Annotated in this window: 15 protein-coding genes, 1 tRNA gene and 1 riboswitch; of the genes, 6 read left to right on the plus strand and 10 right to left on the minus strand. The window is 71.6% G+C overall.

Annotated elements, in window-relative coordinates; all coding sequences use genetic code 11:
- Positions 1 to 4 precede the first annotated feature (4 nt).
- The 4 genes from purU to EDF46_RS14625 are packed head-to-tail and all read right to left on the minus strand — an operon-like array spanning position 5 to position 3,889.
- Positions 5 to 856 (minus strand): formyltetrahydrofolate deformylase, encoded by an 852-nt coding sequence (gene purU, locus EDF46_RS14610; RefSeq protein ID WP_123507020.1) that lies wholly within the window; start codon positions 854 to 856, stop codon positions 5 to 7.
- Between the two features lie 22 nt (positions 857 to 878).
- On the minus strand, positions 879 to 2,306 hold the full coding sequence (locus EDF46_RS14615) for an MFS transporter (RefSeq protein WP_370454122.1): 1,428 nt from the start codon (positions 2,304 to 2,306) through the stop codon (positions 879 to 881).
- A 34-nt stretch (positions 2,307 to 2,340) separates the two neighbouring features.
- Entirely contained in the window at positions 2,341 to 3,507 is a 1,167-nt protein-coding gene (locus tag EDF46_RS14620; protein ID WP_233580048.1) for a hypothetical protein, read from the minus strand.
- A gap of 10 nt (positions 3,508 to 3,517) precedes the next feature.
- The gene (locus EDF46_RS14625; RefSeq protein ID WP_123507023.1) at positions 3,518 to 3,889 is read right to left on the minus strand and encodes a DUF3253 domain-containing protein; all 372 of its coding nucleotides are present in this window, start codon (positions 3,887 to 3,889) and stop codon (positions 3,518 to 3,520) included.
- Positions 3,890 to 3,930: 41 nt separating this feature from the next.
- Between EDF46_RS14625 and EDF46_RS14630 the strand changes: the two genes are divergently transcribed.
- A complete protein-coding gene (locus EDF46_RS14630) occupies positions 3,931 to 5,262 on the plus strand; it encodes an MFS transporter (protein WP_233580049.1) in 1,332 nt (443 codons plus the stop codon).
- Here EDF46_RS14630 and EDF46_RS14635 read toward each other — a convergent pair.
- Positions 5,259 to 5,729 carry a DUF2017 domain-containing protein gene (locus tag EDF46_RS14635; RefSeq protein ID WP_158614266.1) on the minus strand — a complete coding sequence of 157 codons (471 nt, stop codon included), beginning with the start codon at positions 5,727 to 5,729 and terminating at the stop codon, positions 5,259 to 5,261. The genes EDF46_RS14630 and EDF46_RS14635 overlap by 4 nt on opposite strands.
- Entirely contained in the window at positions 5,726 to 6,004 is a 279-nt protein-coding gene (gene clpS / locus EDF46_RS14640; RefSeq protein WP_123507025.1) for an ATP-dependent Clp protease adapter ClpS, read from the minus strand. The genes EDF46_RS14635 and clpS overlap by 4 nt, the downstream gene beginning before the upstream one ends.
- Before the next feature lie 58 nt (positions 6,005 to 6,062).
- Positions 6,063 to 6,146, plus strand: a riboswitch (ZMP/ZTP riboswitch).
- Positions 6,147 to 6,184: 38 nt separating this feature from the next.
- Between clpS and glyA the strand changes: the two genes are divergently transcribed.
- Positions 6,185 to 7,465, plus strand: coding sequence for a serine hydroxymethyltransferase (gene glyA, locus EDF46_RS14645; protein WP_123507026.1), 1,281 nt, complete (start codon positions 6,185 to 6,187; stop codon positions 7,463 to 7,465).
- Positions 7,465 to 8,364 (plus strand): bifunctional methylenetetrahydrofolate dehydrogenase/methenyltetrahydrofolate cyclohydrolase, encoded by a 900-nt coding sequence (locus EDF46_RS14650; RefSeq protein ID WP_123507027.1) that lies wholly within the window; start codon positions 7,465 to 7,467, stop codon positions 8,362 to 8,364. The genes glyA and EDF46_RS14650 overlap by 1 nt, the downstream gene beginning before the upstream one ends.
- A gap of 61 nt (positions 8,365 to 8,425) precedes the next feature.
- Here the strand turns inward: EDF46_RS14650 and EDF46_RS14655 are convergent, their stop codons facing one another.
- The 3 genes from EDF46_RS14655 to galT form a co-directional block, all read right to left on the minus strand.
- The gene (locus EDF46_RS14655; RefSeq protein WP_123507028.1) at positions 8,426 to 9,418 is read right to left on the minus strand and encodes a hypothetical protein; all 993 of its coding nucleotides are present in this window, start codon (positions 9,416 to 9,418) and stop codon (positions 8,426 to 8,428) included.
- 800 nt (positions 9,419 to 10,218) lie between these two features.
- On the minus strand, positions 10,219 to 11,433 hold the full coding sequence (galK, locus tag EDF46_RS14665; RefSeq protein ID WP_123507029.1) for a galactokinase: 1,215 nt from the start codon (positions 11,431 to 11,433) through the stop codon (positions 10,219 to 10,221).
- Positions 11,430 to 12,536 carry a galactose-1-phosphate uridylyltransferase gene (gene galT / locus EDF46_RS14670; protein WP_123507030.1) on the minus strand — a complete coding sequence of 369 codons (1,107 nt, stop codon included), beginning with the start codon at positions 12,534 to 12,536 and terminating at the stop codon, positions 11,430 to 11,432. The genes galK and galT overlap by 4 nt, the downstream gene beginning before the upstream one ends.
- An 83-nt stretch (positions 12,537 to 12,619) precedes the next feature.
- Between galT and EDF46_RS14675 the strand changes: the two genes are divergently transcribed.
- On the plus strand, positions 12,620 to 13,426 hold the full coding sequence (locus EDF46_RS14675; protein ID WP_123507031.1) for a DeoR/GlpR family DNA-binding transcription regulator: 807 nt from the start codon (positions 12,620 to 12,622) through the stop codon (positions 13,424 to 13,426).
- A 22-nt stretch (positions 13,427 to 13,448) separates the two neighbouring features.
- Complete coding sequence (locus EDF46_RS14680) at positions 13,449 to 14,390, plus strand: aldose 1-epimerase family protein (protein WP_123507032.1); 942 nt, start codon at positions 13,449 to 13,451, stop codon at positions 14,388 to 14,390.
- Positions 14,391 to 14,474: 84 nt separating this feature from the next.
- Here EDF46_RS14680 and EDF46_RS14685 read toward each other — a convergent pair.
- Positions 14,475 to 14,547, minus strand: a tRNA-Lys gene (locus EDF46_RS14685).
- Positions 14,548 to 14,601: 54 nt separating this feature from the next.
- Here EDF46_RS14685 and EDF46_RS14690 point away from each other — a divergent pair.
- Positions 14,602 to 15,234 carry a DNA-directed RNA polymerase subunit beta gene (locus EDF46_RS14690; protein ID WP_123507033.1) on the plus strand — a complete coding sequence of 211 codons (633 nt, stop codon included), beginning with the start codon at positions 14,602 to 14,604 and terminating at the stop codon, positions 15,232 to 15,234.
- Positions 15,235 to 15,347 lie beyond the last annotated feature (113 nt).

Consider the following 15,347-nt stretch of genomic DNA (forward strand, 5'->3'; position numbering starts at 1 on the left):
CTCGCTAGCGGAACACGATCGTGCGGGCGCCGTCGAGCAGCACCCGGTCTTCGGCGAACCAGCGGACGGCCTGGGTGAGCGTGCGGCTCTCTTCGTCCTGGCCGATCGCCATCAGGTCTTCGGGGGTGCGCGTGTGATCGACGCGCACGACGTTCTGCTCGATGATCGGGCCCTCGTCGAGGTTGCTCGTGACGAAGTGCGCGGTGGCGCCGATCAGCTTCACCCCGCGGGCGTGCGCCTGGCGGTAGGGGCTGGCCCCCTTGAAGCCGGGGAGGAACGAGTGGTGGATGTTGATGGCGCGTCCCTCGAGCGCCGCGCACAGCTCGGGCGACAGGATCTGCATGTAGCGGGCCAGGACGACCAGCTCGACGTCGTGCTCCTCGACCACGTCGAGCACGCGGCGCTCGAACTCGGCCTTGAGCTCCGGGCCGACGACGGGGCGGTGCTCGAACGGCACGCCGTAGAACTCGGCGAGGCCGCCCAGGTCGGGGTGGTTCGCGAGCACGAGCGGGATCTCGACCGGGAGCTGCCCGGCGCGCTGGCGGAACAGCAGGTCGTTCAGGCAGTGCGCCGCCTTGCTCGCGAGCACGAGCGTGCGGAGGGGGCGGCCGACGACGTCGAGCTTCCACTCCATGCCGTAGCGCTCGGTCACCGGCGCGAGCGCGTCGACGAACGTCTGGCGGCCCGTCTCGGAGACGACCTGCAGGCGCATGAAGAACGTGCCGGTGTCGTGGCTCGAGAACTGCTGCGACTCGGTGATGTTGCCGCCGGCGTCGACCACGGCGCCGCTGATCGCGTGGACGATTCCCGGGCGGTCTTCGCAGACGAGGGTCAGGGTCCAGTGGGTTTCGCTCACCGGTCCAGGATAGAGGCCAGGCCTAGGCTGCCGGCACGGTTTCGGGCTCCGGAGCGACGACGGGGGCGCGCCCCCGTCGCAGGGCGCGGTCGAGGATGGTCAGCGCGCTCAGCACGACCGCGATCCCGACGATGACCCAGCCGAGCTCGTGGAGGGCGCCGGTCGTCGGGGCGTCGCCGTATGCGACGCCGATCAGGCTGGTCGACGCGATGGCGCCGATGTAGATGCTCGTGCGCGAGAGCCCGGCCGCGGCGCCCATCGTCGCCGGGTCGACCTGGCGGTAGAGGGCCGCCTGGTTCGACACGGACGCGAGGCCCTGCGGGATGGTGAAGAAGACCGTCGCGACCACGAACAGCCAGACGGGCGAGCCGCCGGTGAGCGACAGCACGATGAAGCCGCCGACGAGGGGGATGACGGCCGCCGCGATCAGCGGCAGGCGCACGCCGGCCTTGCGGGCGAACCAGAACGAGGCGACGCCCGCCAGGATCGCGCCGGGCAGCTGGATCAGGCCGGCCGTCTGCGACGAGATGTGCGCGACGTCCTGCACCCACTGCGAGAAGCCGTACGTCATCGTGTAGGCGATCCCGTAGAGCAGGAAGAGGCGCAGGTAGGTGCGGGTCAGCGCGCCGTTCGAGGCGAGCATCCGCACGTCGATGAACGGCGCGACCGCGCGGCGCTCCCACAGGATCAGCGCCGCGAGGGCGAGCGCCGTGACGACGAGGAGCCACCAGAGCCCGGACGACAGGTCGAGCAGGAAGACCAGCAGGCTGCCGATCGTGATCGCGAACAGGGCGAGGCCGGCGGGGTCGATGGCCTGGCGGATCGGCAGCGGGGTGGCGCGGATCGGGCGGATCCGGTCGGACGGCAGCCACAGCGCGCCCAGCACGAGGCCGATGCCGGCGAGCGGCACGTTGACCAGGAAGATCGCGTGCCAGCTGAAGGCGCCGATGAGCACGCCGGCGAGCGGAGGGCCTGCCGCGGCCGACACGAGCGACGAGATGGACAGCCCGCCGAGCACGAGCGGCGGCGTCACGATGCCGAGGCGGTCGGACTGGTTGCGGATCGCGCTCATCGCCGCGGGGTAGGCCGACGAGGTGCCGATGCCGATCAGGACGCGCGAGACGAGAGCCGCCCCGAACGTCGGGAGCACCGCGGGCAGGATGCCGGCGACGATGACGACGGCCATCCCCATCAGGAAGATCTTCTTCGGCCCGAACCGGTCGGCCAGCTTGCCCATCGTCGGCTGTGCGATGGCGCTCGCCAGGTAGAGCGACGACACCAGCCAGATGGCCTGGTCGCTGCCGATGCCGAGGTCTCTCGAGATGGGCGCCAGCGCGACGGCGATCATGGTGGTGTTGATCGGGTTCAGAAGGGGCCCGAACAGGATCGGGATGACGAAGCGGGGGCCGAAGCCGGTCTCTTTGTACGTGGGGGATCGCCTACTCTGCAGTCACGGAGATCTACAGTCTAGCTGTATAAATCGGTCACGGGTAGCCGACGAACCAGAGCAGCACGACCGCGACGGCCTGGAGCACGACGGCCGACGCGAGCACGACGACGCGTCGGCGGCGCGTCTTCGAGAAGAGCTCGCTGCCGAGGAGGGGCGCGACGGGCATCATCAGGCGGACGAGGCTCTGCTGCGGGAGGAACACGGCGACGAGGTACAGCCAGTACGAGGCCGTGAACGCTACGAGGTCGCGGCCGAGTTCCTGCGTCGATCTGCGGGTCAGCCAGAACACGCCGGCAGCGATCGCGGCGAGCACCACGGCCACGCCCGCCCACCCCAGATATGTCGACGCCATCGTGAACCACGGCGTGAGCGGCGTGAAGTGCCGCCGGCCGACGAAGCCGACCCACCACGACAGCTCGGTGTCGAGGTACGCGCTCGGGTGGCCGGTCGCAGCCGTGGCTATCGGCGGCCAGGCCAGGCCGGCAGCGCACGTCACGGCTCCCGCGACGACGATCCGCACGACGTCGCGCCCGGGAAGCGGGTCGGTCTCCCGCGACCGCCACCGCATCAGCAGGTGGACGCCGAGCGCCAGGGCCAGCGCGAGGATCCCCGGCCGGGTGAAGGCGGCGAGCACGGCGAACGGGATCAGCGCGAGGTAGCGCCGCGTCAGCAGGCACCACAGCGCCGCGAACAGGAAGAACAGGAAGGCGCTCTCCGCGTACGCCGCCTGCAGCAGGAACCCCATGGGCCCCACGCAGAACAGCGCGACTGCGAACAGGGCCCGGGGCGCAGGAACTCGCAGCACCAGCACGCGGTAGAGCATCAGGGCGGCCCCGGCGCCGAACAGCATCGCCACCACGACGCCCGCCGGATAGAAGCCGAGCCCCGTCGCGCCCGACACGAACCGGACGATCCCCGGGAAGACCGGGAGGAAGGCCCACGGGTTCGGCACCACGTGGCCGCTCGCGTCGACCGGGAGCGTCGTCGGATACCCGTGCTCGGCGATCGTCTTGTAGAACGAGGCGTCCCAGGAGCCGGAGAACGTGAAGAACGACGGATTCGACCGGTGGCTCGCGAACGTCCAGCCCTGAGCGGTCGCAAGCGCGAACATCGCGCCGAGGAGAGCCGACGACAGCACGCGCGACGCGGCGTAGACCGCGAGCACCGCGAGCCATGGTCTCTCGGTCAGGACTCGGCGCACGCCGACCAACCTAGCGGTGCCGCCGGATGCGGATCGGGCCCTTCGCGGTCGACGGGTCGACGACGCTGCCGCCCTGGGTGATGTCGACCTCGCCCGCGGCGACGAGGCGCCTCGCCGCCCGACGGGCCGGCTCCATCAGCTCTCGCCAGCCCTCGTCGTCGCCCTGGTAGACGTCGCGAGCCGCGTCGGACGGGCAGATGGTCGACGTCGCGGCGCGTGCCTCCAGGAGCCGGCGGATGCTCGCCTCGAGCTCCCGGTCGACCGGGCGCACCTTCCGCTTGCGGCAGGCGTCGCTGCAGTACGCGACCTCGTCCCAGTTCTTCGCCCACTTCGCGCGCCGCTCGATGCGCCGTCCGCACGATCGGCAGGTCTTCTCGTCCACCGGTCCGTTGTACTCGTCCGACCTGCCACTAGGCTTTTCCGGTGACGACGACCACCCGTGCCCGCTTTCCCTGGGCCGGTCTGCTGGCCCTCGCCATCGCCTCGTTTCTCTCCATCTCGGGCGAGATGCTGCCCACGGGCCTCCTGCCAGAGATGGGGCGCGACCTGCACGTCAGCGAGTCGGCCGTGGGGCTGCTCGTCACCGTCTTCGCGTTCACCGTGGTCTGCACCAGCACGGTCCTCACCTCGCTGACGGCCCGGTTTCCGAGACACCGCCTGCTCGTCGGCCTGATCCTGATCATCGCGATCGGCGCCGTCGGCACCGCGCTGGCGCCCACGTACGCGTGGATGGTGGCCGCCCGCGTCGTCGGAGGACTCGCCCACGGCGTCTTCTGGGCCATCACCGGCGCCTACGCCGCCCACCTGGTGCCGCGCGAGCAGGTCGGTCGGGCGCTCGCCGTGTCGTCGTCGGGCGGAACCCTGGCGTTCGTGCTGGGCGTGCCGCTCGGGACGGCCCTCGGCCAGGCCGTCGGCTGGCGGATCGCGTTCGGCATCCTCGCCGGCCTCATGGTCGTCGGGGCCGTGCTCGTCTGGCGGCTCCTGCCCGACGTCGGATCGGGTGCCGAAGACGCCGCGACCCTCCGGCGCGAGGCCAGCGACGCCATGACCGGTGCGACGCCGGTCGGCCCCGGCGCCCTCGCGACCGGCTCGATCCCGATCATCCGCAACGGACGCCTGCCCCGAGAGGAGGTCGACCCGAGCGTGCTCGGCGTGGTGCTCACGTGCATCGTGACGGGCCTCTTCATGGTCGGGCACTACTCGCTGTACACCTACGTCGCCCCGTTCCTGACGCGGTCGAGCGGGCTCACCGGCGACTCGCTCAGCGTCGCGCTGTTCGCCTACGGGATCGCCGGCGCCTTCGGCCTCCTGCTCGTCGGGCTCGTGCTCGGCAAGCGGGTGTCGCTGAGCATCCCGCTGTTCATGGCGCTCGTCGCCGTCACAGTTGTCGGCCTCCTGGTGTTCGAGGGCAACCCCGTGGCCTCGTTCGTGGTGTTCGTGGTGCTGGGGATCACCTTCGGCGCCCTGCCCCCGCTGCTGCAGACGCGCCTCCTTCAGATGGCCCCGGCCCGCATCCGCGACCTCGCCTCGTCGTTCTACACGTCGTCGTTCAACCTCGGCATCGGCTCGGGCGCGCTCGTCGGCGGCTTCGTGCTGTCCGGCGCCGGGCTGGGCGCGCTGCCGCGCCTCTACATCGTGATCGCGGTCGTCATGCTCGCCGTCGTGCTGCTCTCCGACCGCCTGCTCACGCGCCGGGATGCCCGGCGGAAGGCCGCTCGGAGGGCTGCACGAGAGGCGCGGCGCCTCGGCGCCTAGCGGTCGAGGGCCCTGACCAGGGTCTCCTGCACGAAGCCCAGCCACTCGTAGACGGCCCGCAGGTAGGCGGCCTCCTGGTCGGCCGGGGCGTCGAAGCCGTCGGCCGTCACGCCGAGCCGCGTGCCCAGCGTGAGCCGCACGTCGTTCAGCGTGCGCAGCCAGGCCTGCTCGGCCTCCTTCGACAGCGGCGCCTTCGGGTCTCCCGCGAGGGTCTCGAGCACGAGCGTCGCCGTCTCGACCTTGCGCGCCGTGAGATCGTCGACCGTCAGTCGCCGGAACTCCGCATCGGCGTCGTCGTCGCCGCGATAGCCGGCGGGCAGCAGGCGCGCGACGGCCGGGTCGGCCTCGTCGCGCTCCTCCAGCAGGGTCACGATCTGCGAGACGAGCTGCTCGATGAGCGACCTCTCGTGACCGGCGAACGAGAAGTGGACGCCGTCGCGCTTCCGGGAGAACGGGAACAGGCTCACTCGTCGGCCTTCGACACGGTCGCCCAGAGTCCGTAGCCGTGCAGCGCCTCGACGTGCATCTCCATCTGCTCCCGTGCGCCGGTCGCGACGACGGCCTTGCCCTTCGTGTGCACCTGCATCATCAGCCGCTCCGCCTCCTTCGACTGGAATCCGAAGTACGTGCGGAAGACGAACGACACGTACGACATCAGGTTGATGGGGTCGTCCCAGACGAGCGTCACCCAGGGGACGTCGGGGGCTTCGAGACGACGCAGGTCGGTCTCGTCGAGGGTCATGCTCACAGAGTCCAGGGTGGCACGACTTATTGAGAGCCGTGCCTGTGAGTTGTTATGCTCCAGGAGTCGCAACTGGCGTTCGGGTGGTCTACCACCGGGGAGCGACTCACACGGTCGGCAGCCGTACGCCTGGGCTGCCGCTGGACCATCTCCTTCTATCCGTGTGCATTGGAGCTTTCCATGACTGTCACCTCAGATCGCCTGCCCTCCACCTTCAACGCCCCGCTCTCGGAGGTCGACCCCGAGATCGCAGCGGTCCTCGAGCAGGAGCTCGGCCGCCAGCGCGACTACCTCGAGATGATCGCCAGCGAGAACTTCGTCCCGCGCGCCGTGCTCGAGTCGCAGGGCTCCGTGCTCACGAACAAGTACGCCGAGGGCTACCCGGGCCGCCGCTACTACGGCGGCTGCGAGTTCGTCGACATCGCCGAGAACCTCGCCATCGAGCGTGCCAAGAAGCTCTTCGGCGCCGACTTCGCCAACGTCCAGCCGCACTCCGGCGCACAGGCCAACGCGGCCGTCCTCGCCGCGATCGCGACCCCCGGCGACACCATCCTCGGCCTCGAGCTCTCGCACGGCGGCCACCTCACGCACGGCATGAAGCTGAACTTCTCGGGCAAGCTCTACAACGCCGTCGCCTACGAGGTCGACCCGAAGACCTACCTGATCGACATGGAGACCGTCCGCCAGCAGGCGCTCGAGCACAAGCCGAAGGTCATCATCGCCGGCTGGTCCGCGTACCCCCGCCAGCTCGACTTCGCCGCGTTCCGCGCCATCGCCGACGAGGTCGGCGCGTACCTGTGGGTCGACATGGCGCACTTCGCCGGGCTCGTCGCCGCGGGCCTCCACCCGTCGCCGCTCCCGCACGCCCACGTGGTGTCGTCGACGGTGCACAAGACGCTCGCCGGCCCGCGCTCGGGCGTGATCCTCTCCAACGAGGAGTCGCTCTTCAAGAAGCTCAACTCGGCCGTCTTCCCCGGCCAGCAGGGCGGACCGCTCATGCACGTCATCGCCGCCAAGGCGACCGCGTTCAAGCTCGCGGCCGAGCCCGAGTTCAAGGACCGCCAGGAGCGCACCATCCGCGGTGCCAAGCTGCTCGCCTCGCGGCTGATGGAGGCCGACGCGAAGGCCGCCGGCGTCGACGTCCTCACCGGCGGCACCGACGTGCACCTCGTGCTCGTCGACCTCCGCGCCAGCGAGGTCGACGGCAAGCAGGCCGAGAACCTCCTCCACGAGGTCGGCATCACCGTCAACCGCAACTCGGTGCCGTGGGATCCTCGCCCGCCGATGACCACGTCGGGCGTCCGCATCGGCACGCCGGCGCTCGCGACCCGCGGCTTCGGCGACGTCGAGTTCACCGAGGTGGCCGACATCATCGCGCTGACCCTGATGCCGAACCCCGACATCGCGGCCCTCGCCGCCCGCGTGAAGGCGCTCACCGAGGCCTTCCCGCTCTACGCCTGATGTCGGCAGAGATCGGCGTCAGCCGGGCAGTCTCCATCGACGGCACCGCCCTGGCGGCGTCCGTCAAGGACGACCTCCGGGAGCGCGTCGCCGCCCTCAAGGCGACCGGCGTGGACCCGGGGCTCGGCACGATCCTGGTCGGCTCGAACCCGGGCTCGCTCTCGTACATCGCGGGCAAGCACCGCGACTGCGCCGAGGTCGGCATCGAGTCGATCCGCCTCGACCTGCCCGAGACGGCGTCCGAGAGCGACATCCGCGACGCCATCCGGTTCATGAACCAGAACCCCCTCGTGACGGCGTTCATCATCCAGCTGCCGCTGCCCGACGGGATCGACCCGACGTCGATGCTCGAGCTGATGGACCCGTCGAAGGACGCCGACGGGCTGCACCCGCTGAACCTCGGCGAGCTGGTGCTGGCCGTGCCCGGCGGCAAGGGCTCGATCGACACCCCGCTGCCGTGCACCCCGCGTGGCATCGTCGAGATGCTCCGCGCCTACGACATCCCGATCGCGGGGCGTCACGTCACGATCATCGGCCAGGGTCTCACGGTCGGGCGCCCCCTCGGGCTCCTGCTCACGCGCCTGGAAGCGACGGCGACCCTGACCCACTCGCGCACGGTCGATGTGGCAGCCGAGGTGCGCCGCGCCGACATCGTCATCGCCGCGGCCGGGGTCGCCGGCCTGGTCAAGCCCGACTGGGTGAAGCCCGGCGCCGCGGTCATCGACGTGGGCATCACGCGAGTGCTGAACGAGGAGACCGGCAAGTACAAGCTGCGCGGCGACGTCGACCCGTCGGTCGCCTCCGTCGCGGGGCACCTCTCGCCCGTCCCCGGCGGAGTCGGCCCGATGACCCGCGCAATGCTCCTCAAGAACGTGGTCGAGGCGGCCGAGCGCCGCTAGCCGCGGCCCTGCGGCGCCCCGGCGGCGGCGCCCTGCCCGCGGCCCCGCCCCCGTGCTGGCCTCAGCCCCGCCGAATCGGCACATCCCCTCCAGCGTTTCGGCGGGGCGGTGCCGCTCCGGCGGGGCTCCGTCGCGGCACACCGGCACGCCGGAGTCGCTCCTCCAGCAGAGCGGGCGTCCGGGCCACGCGGTAGTTCCAGCGCACCACCCGGTTGACGTCGTGCCGGTCGAGGAGTTCCTCCGTCCGCCATTTCTCGTCCACGACCACCTGCTCGGCGCTCCGGCCCCCGCGCATCGCGGCCGAGAGGTACTTCTCGTCTCCGTCGAACTCTCCTGCGACGCCGACCCCGCTCCAGTAGAAGTCGGTTCGCGCCACGACGCGATCGTCTTCCGTGAACTCCTTCTGCAATTCGGGCGGCTCGAACCCGAGCAGCAGCATCTGCGCGTGGCTGATCGACTCGCCCGGCGATTCGGAGTCGGCCGAAGCGAAGTCGATCGCGCGACTGACGGCCACCCGGCGCCGGGCCTTCTCGCGTCGGCCGAGCGCCGCCCGCAGATCGTCCTGGGTGACGCCGTAGTAGCGGAGCGCGTGGTCGAACACGAGCAGCGCGACCAGGAAGCCGTCGCGAAGCGCGAGGTCGAGGGCGGTTCGCGTGACACTCGTGACCAGGAACTCCCGGCCGCCCACCACATCGGCCTCGTCCAAGGGGCCCACGTGCCGAGCCACCAGTCCGCGCGTCAACGGGGTCTCGCGCGCCGGGTCGATCACGTGCACGCGGCCTGGCCAGCCGTCGAGTGACGGCATCCGCCAGAGGGCCGCCGCCGAGTCGTGCGACACGACGACGTCGGGCGACAACCGCGCCATCTGCGCCCGGATCACGACCTCGTACTGTGTGCGCTCGGACAGCGCGCGCCATTCGGCAGCGTCGACGTAGCTTCCCGGAGCGACCCGGTGCAGGAGCCCCCGAGCGTGGTCGGTCCGGAGCCCTCGGTCGTCGAGACCTGTGCGTCGGCGGTCGGCGGTGCGGAGGATCAGGGGGAGCTCGTCGGTCATGCACCGATGGTGTCCGATGGCCTCGCCCCCGCGCGGCACGATCCGCCGATCTGTGGAGAGCCCGCCGTGAGGAGCGGCCCTGTTGAGAACGTCCCACCGGCACTTCGCCGCGCGGTCATGGACACGACACCCGCCGGAACGGCAGAGCCCCGCGGTTTGTTGGGCGGGGTCGTGCCGATTCGGCGGGCGTGGCCGCTGGCCGGCGGTGGCCCCGCCGGACCGGCCGGTACCCGCCGGAACGGCTTAGCCCCGTGGATTCGGGCGCGGACACCCGCCGGAGCGGCTAAGCCCCGCGGCTCCGGGCGCGGCCCCGCCGGAACGGCAGAGCCCCGCCGTCTTAAGGGCGGGATCGGGCCGATTCGACGGGGCTGGCCGCTGGCCGCGGTGGCCCCGCCGGAACGGCCGGTGCCCGCCGGAACGGCCTAGCCCCGTGGGTTCGGGCGCGAATACACGCCGGAACGGCAGAGCCCCGCGGTTTGTTGGGCGGGATCGTGCCGATTCGGCGGGCGTGGCCGCTGGCTGGCGGTGGCCCCGCCGGACCGGCCGGTGCCCGCCGGAACGGCTTAGCCCCGTGGGTTCGGGCGCGGACACCCGCCGGAACGGCAGAGCCCCGCCGTCTGTTAGGCGGGATCGTGCCGATTCGGCGGGGCGGGCAACGCAGGCGCAGCCCCGCCAGGCGCGGCCCCGCCAGGCGCGGCCCCGCCAGGCGCGGCCCCGCCAGGCGCGGCCCCGCCAGGCGCAGTGAGCGCACCCGCGACCCGGGGACGCAGGAACTCGGGGCGGCCGGCTTCGAGAGCGAGCTAGACCCGTCGCGCCCCGTCGGCGGCGTGCACCGCGAAGACCGTCGGCTCGCGATACCCCGCGGCGGCGAACGCCGCCAGCACGGCCGCCGTCACGGCGTCACGCGCGGTGGTCGGCACGAGCGCGATCGCCGAGCCGCCGAAGCCGCCGCCGGTCATGCGTGCGCCGACGGCGCCGGTGGCCTGCGCCGTCGCGACGGCCAGGTCGAGCTCGGGCACCGAGATCTCGAAATCGTCGCGCATCGACGCGTGGGAGGCGTCGAGCAGCGCGCCGATGGCGCCCGGGCCCTTCTCGCGGAGGGTGCGCACGGTGTCGAGCACGCGCCGGTTCTCGGTGAGGATGTGCCGCACGCGGCGGAACGTCTCGTCGTCGAGCACCTCGGCGGCGCGAGGCAGGTCGTCGACGTCGAGGTCGCGCAGCGACGACACGCCCATCTCGCGGGCTCCGCGCTCGCACGAGACGCGGCGGTCGACGTACCCGCCGGTGGCGTGCGCGTGCTCGACGCGGGTGTCGATCACGAGCAGCTCGAGGGAGGCGGCGGAGAAGCCGAGGTCGATCACCTCGGCGTCGAGGCTGCGGCAGTCGAGGAAGACGGCGGAGTCGGCCCGGCCGAGCAGCGACGCCGACTGGTCCATGATGCCGGTGGGGGCTCCGACGGCGTCGTTCTCGGCGAGCTGCCCGACGGAGGCCAGGAACGGCCGGGTCACGTCGAGGTGCCAGAGGTCGGTGAGGGCGACGGCGACGGCGCACTCGATGGCCGCGGACGACGACAGGCCCGCGCCCACGGGAACGTCGGAGTCGACCCAGATGTCGAGGCCGGCGGCGGTGGTGAGTTCCTGCGAATCACTGCCCTGCGCGTCAGTACCCTGCGCCCCGAGCTTCTGCTGCAGAGCCCACGCGATGCCGAAGACGTAGGCCGACCAGCCGGACATCTGCGTCGTGTCGAGGTCGTCGAGCGAGATCTCGTGGACGCCGGCCTCGAAGGAGGAGGCCACGCGGAGGAGGCGGTCGTCGCGGACTCCGACGGTGATGGTCGTGTCGCGGTCGATCGCGAGCGGAAGCACGAAGCCGTCGTTGTAGTCGGTGTGCTCGCCGATCAGGTTGACCCGGCCGGGGGCCGCCCAGCGCCCGACGACGGCGGTGTCGAAGGCGCCCTCGAAGGAGGTGGCGCCCTCGAAAGATGCGCTGCTCTCGGAAGAAGATGGTGACGTCATGCTCGCTCGATTGCCTCTCGGATCAGTTCGGCGCTCTTCTCGGGGACGAGGTCGCCGATCCAGGCGCCCATCGCGGCCTCCGAGCCGGCCAGGAATTTGAGCTTCGTCGCCGCCCGGCGCGGGGACGTGATCTGCAGCATGAGACGCACCGTATCGCGACCGACGTTGATCGGCGCCTGGTGCCACGCGGCGATGTACGGCGTGGGGTCGTCGTAGAGCGCGTCGACGCCGCGCAGCAGGCGGCGGTACATCACGGCGAGCTCGTCGCGCTCGTCGGGGGTGAGCCCGGCGAAGTCGGGTACGTGGCGGTGCGGCAGCAGGTGGATCTCGACGGGCCAGCGCGCGGCGAACGGCACGAACGCCGTGAAGTGCTCGCCCGACAGAAGCACGCGCGGGCCGGTGCGCTCGCTCTCGAGCAGGTCGGCGAACAGCGTCGGCCCGTACTGGTCGATGCTCGTGAGGAGGCGCTGGGTGCGCGGCGTGACGTAGGGGTAGGCGTAGATCTGGCCGTGCGGGTGGTGCAGCGTGACGCCGATCGCCTCGCCGCGGTTCTCGAACGGGAAGACCTGCTGGATGCCCGGCAGCGCGCTGAGCGCCTCGGTGCGGTGCGCCCACGCCTCGACGACCGTGCGGGCGCGTGACTCCGACAGCCCGGCGAACGAGCCGTAGGTGTCGGGGCTGAAGCAGACGACCTCGCAGCGGCCGACCGACGTGCGAGTGCGGCCGAAGCCGAGCGACGAGAGGTCGGCGAGGTCGTGCGGCGGGTTGGCGGCGTCGGGCGGGAGCTCGGGGCCGAACGACGGCGAGCGGTTCTCGAACACGGCCACGTCGTAGTTGTCGGGGATCTCGGACGGGTTCGTCTCGCTGGCCGGAGCCAGCGGGTCGAGCTCGGCCGGGGGAAGGAAGGCGCGGTTCTGACGTGATGCGGCGATCGACACCCACTCGCCCGTCAGGACGTCCTGCCGCATCGTCGCGGTCTCGGGGCGCGGGTCGAGCGGGCGCAGGTCGGGCTTGCGCTCCGGCGACAGCGTCGTGTCGGCGTCGTCGAAGTAGATGAGCTCGCGACCGTCGGCGAGGACGGTCGGGCGGATCGCGATGGGCATGCCCCTCCTTGGGTGTGCACGGTGCCAGGCCGCAGTGCGTCTTTCGCTTGCGAAGGCAGTTGAAAGTATACGAAGATCGGGTCATGGAATCCACCTCCGGCGCCACAGCCGCACGTCGGCGAGATGGGGTCGTCGCCTACGTCGAGGCGCACGGCTTCGCCCGCACCGCCGACCTGGCGCGCGAGTTCGGCACCTCCGAGGTCACGATCCGCACCGATTTCGAGGCCCTCGCGGCGTCCTCGCGCGTGGTCCGCGTGCACGGGGGAGCGATGGCCGTCGACCAGGCCCCCGTCGAGCGGTCGTTCGAAGAGGTCGAGGCCGTCGGCTCCGACGCCAAGCGCGCCATCGGGGTCGCAGCCGCCGCGATGGTGCGCGACGGCCAGTGCGTCGTGCTCGACGTCGGCACGACGACGACGCAGGTCGCTCTCGCCCTCCTCGAGCGCACCGACCTGATCGGCGTGACCGTCGTGACGAACGGCCTCACGATCGCCCTGGAGCTCGAGCGCGCCGTGCCGCGCTTGACGGTGATCGTCACCGGCGGCACGCTCCGCCCGCTGCAGCACTCGCTGGTGAATCCCCTGGCGACCACCGTGCTCGACGGCATCACCGCCGACATCGCCTTCCTCGGCTGCACCGGGATCGATGTCGACCACGGGGTCACCAACGTGAACCTCCCCGAGACCGACCTCAAGCGCCTCATGGTCAAGACCGCCCGGCGCTCGATCATCGTGGCCGACGGGGGCAAGATGGGAGAAGCGCATCTCGGCGTGATCGGTCCGCTCGACAGGTTCGACGGGCTCGTCACCGCCGGTGCCTCGACGGAGAGCGTGGCCGCCCTCCGAGCGGCCGGGCTCGCCGTGGTCGAGGCGGATGCGCCTCTTTCCAGCTGACATCCCGACCTAGGAGTCCCGCGTGACCGACGTCGCCCCGCCCACCGGCGAGCAGTACCACCTCCGACTCGACGCCCCCGGCGGCGTCGTTACGGCCATCGTCACCGAGGTCGCCGCGGGTCTCCGCGCCCTCGAGGTCGGCGGAGTGGCCGTCGCCGAGACCTTCTCCGAGCACGAGGCGCCCCCGTCGGCTTCCGGCATCACCCTCGTCCCGTGGCCCAACCGCGTCGACGGCGGCACCTGGACCCTCGACGGCAAGCCCCAGCAGCTCGACATCACCGAGGTCGCCAAGGGCAACGCCAGCCACGGCCTCCTCCGCTTCTCGCCCTACCGCGCCGTCTCGGTCGAAGAGCACGCGATCACGCAGTCGGCGTCGGTCTTCCCGCAGCACGGCTACCCGTTCCGCCTCGACACCACCGTGCGGCACGAGCTCGTCGACGGAGGCATGGTCGTCACGCACACCGTGACCGGCCGGGGCGCAGGAACTGCGCCGATCGCCGTCGGGGCCCACCCGTTCTTCCGTGTCGGCGGCCACGACCCCGCCTCCCTCCGGGTCACCCTCGACGCCGCCACCCGCTTCGAGACGAACGTCCGCAGCATCCCCGTCGGCACGGCGCCCGTCGCGGGCACTCCGTTCGACCTGACCGGCTCCCCGCTGCTCGGCGACCTCGACATCGACGCCGGCTACACCGACATCGCCACCGACGGCGAGGGGCACCGCCACATCACGCTCGCGGCCCCCGACGGCTCGTCGACGACAATGTGGATGGACGCCGCGTACCCGTACATGCAGGTGTTCACGCCCCGCAACTTCCCGCGCGACGGCGTGAAGGGCCTGGCCTTCGCGGCCGAGCCGATGAGTGCTCCGGCCAACGCGCTGGTCTCGGGCGAGGGCCTGGTGTGGCTCGCCCCCGGCGAGACCTGGACCGGCCGGTGGGGCGTCGCCTACTCCCCGGCCCCCTAGTCGCCGCCCTCCAGCGGGCGACAGACCCGGCGGACGGCCCCGCAGCTGTCTGAGAAGGCAACGTCGCCGCCGTTACGAAACGAGTGGGCCCCGTGGGGCTCGAACCCACGACCAACGGATTAAAAGTCCGATGCTCTACCGACTGAGCTAGAGGCCCGTGCAGTCATCAAGCCTAGCAACCTCGTGGGCGACCAGGCGTACCCTTGGGCGAGTGCCCCCACGCGACTTCCACCGTCCCACGCAGTTCGCCGGCCACGAGTTCGAGGCGTTCCAGGGCGGCGACGACCCGGCCGTCATGCACCGCGTCGCCCACGAGTCGGCCGCGGCCCTTCTGGCGCGGGTCCGCAACGATCCCACCCCCGAGATCCTCGACCGCCTGGTCGCCTTCACCGACTCGCACGGGATCGACGCGCTCGCTGAGCTGTGGGCTGGCGCGACCCCGCACAGCCTGCCCGGCGCGCTCTGGCGCATCTACCTGCTGCGCGCCGTGATCCGCCAGAGCCCGGACGACATCACCTACCTGTTCGAGCGCGGCTCCCGCATCAGCGCGACCATCGACCCGATCGTGGCGGGTGCGCCGATGCCGGCCAGCCCGGAGGAGATTCTCGAGCTCGCCGACCGTATCCTGCGCGGCGTCTTCGAGGGCGACTTCGGCCTCGCTCTCGAGCGCGGCGCCGCCTTCGCCCGTCTGGCGGCGTCGGGTGCGGCCAGCGTCGCCGACGACCTCGACGTCATCGAGCCCGACCGCTCCGTCGAGCTCACCCGTCGCGCGCTCCGCCTCACCGAGCTGGCGACCGACCTGCACGCCTGCTCGGCCCGGTGGCGCGACGGCAGCCTGGATTAGACGGCAGCCTCGACAAGACGAGCAAGACACACGCCCGGCTATTCCCGAGTTCGCTCTGTGCGGACTCCCCGGCCCGCGGTCGAGGTTCTCGCTACAGTGGATGTCGCCGGGCC

The organism is Frondihabitans sp. PhB188 (assembly GCF_003752365.1).
Taxonomy (GTDB): domain Bacteria; phylum Actinomycetota; class Actinomycetes; order Actinomycetales; family Microbacteriaceae; genus Frondihabitans.

Bases quoted from the DNA above. Each gene is read 5' to 3' on its own strand.
- galK (WP_123507029.1), bottom strand. From the start codon at position 11,433: ATGACGTCACCATCTTCTTCCGAGAGCAGCGCATCTTTCGAGGGCGCC.
- clpS (WP_123507025.1), bottom strand. From the start codon at position 6,004: ATGACCCTCGACGAGACCGACCTGCGTCGTCTCGAAGCCCCCGACGTC.
- EDF46_RS14650 (WP_123507027.1), top strand. From the start codon at position 7,465: ATGTCGGCAGAGATCGGCGTCAGCCGGGCAGTCTCCATCGACGGCACC.
- EDF46_RS14655 (WP_123507028.1), bottom strand. From the start codon at position 9,418: ATGACCGACGAGCTCCCCCTGATCCTCCGCACCGCCGACCGCCGACGC.
- EDF46_RS14675 (WP_123507031.1), top strand. From the start codon at position 12,620: ATGGAATCCACCTCCGGCGCCACAGCCGCACGTCGGCGAGATGGGGTC.
- glyA (WP_123507026.1), top strand. From the start codon at position 6,185: ATGACTGTCACCTCAGATCGCCTGCCCTCCACCTTCAACGCCCCGCTC.
- galT (WP_123507030.1), bottom strand. From the start codon at position 12,536: ATGCCCATCGCGATCCGCCCGACCGTCCTCGCCGACGGTCGCGAGCTC.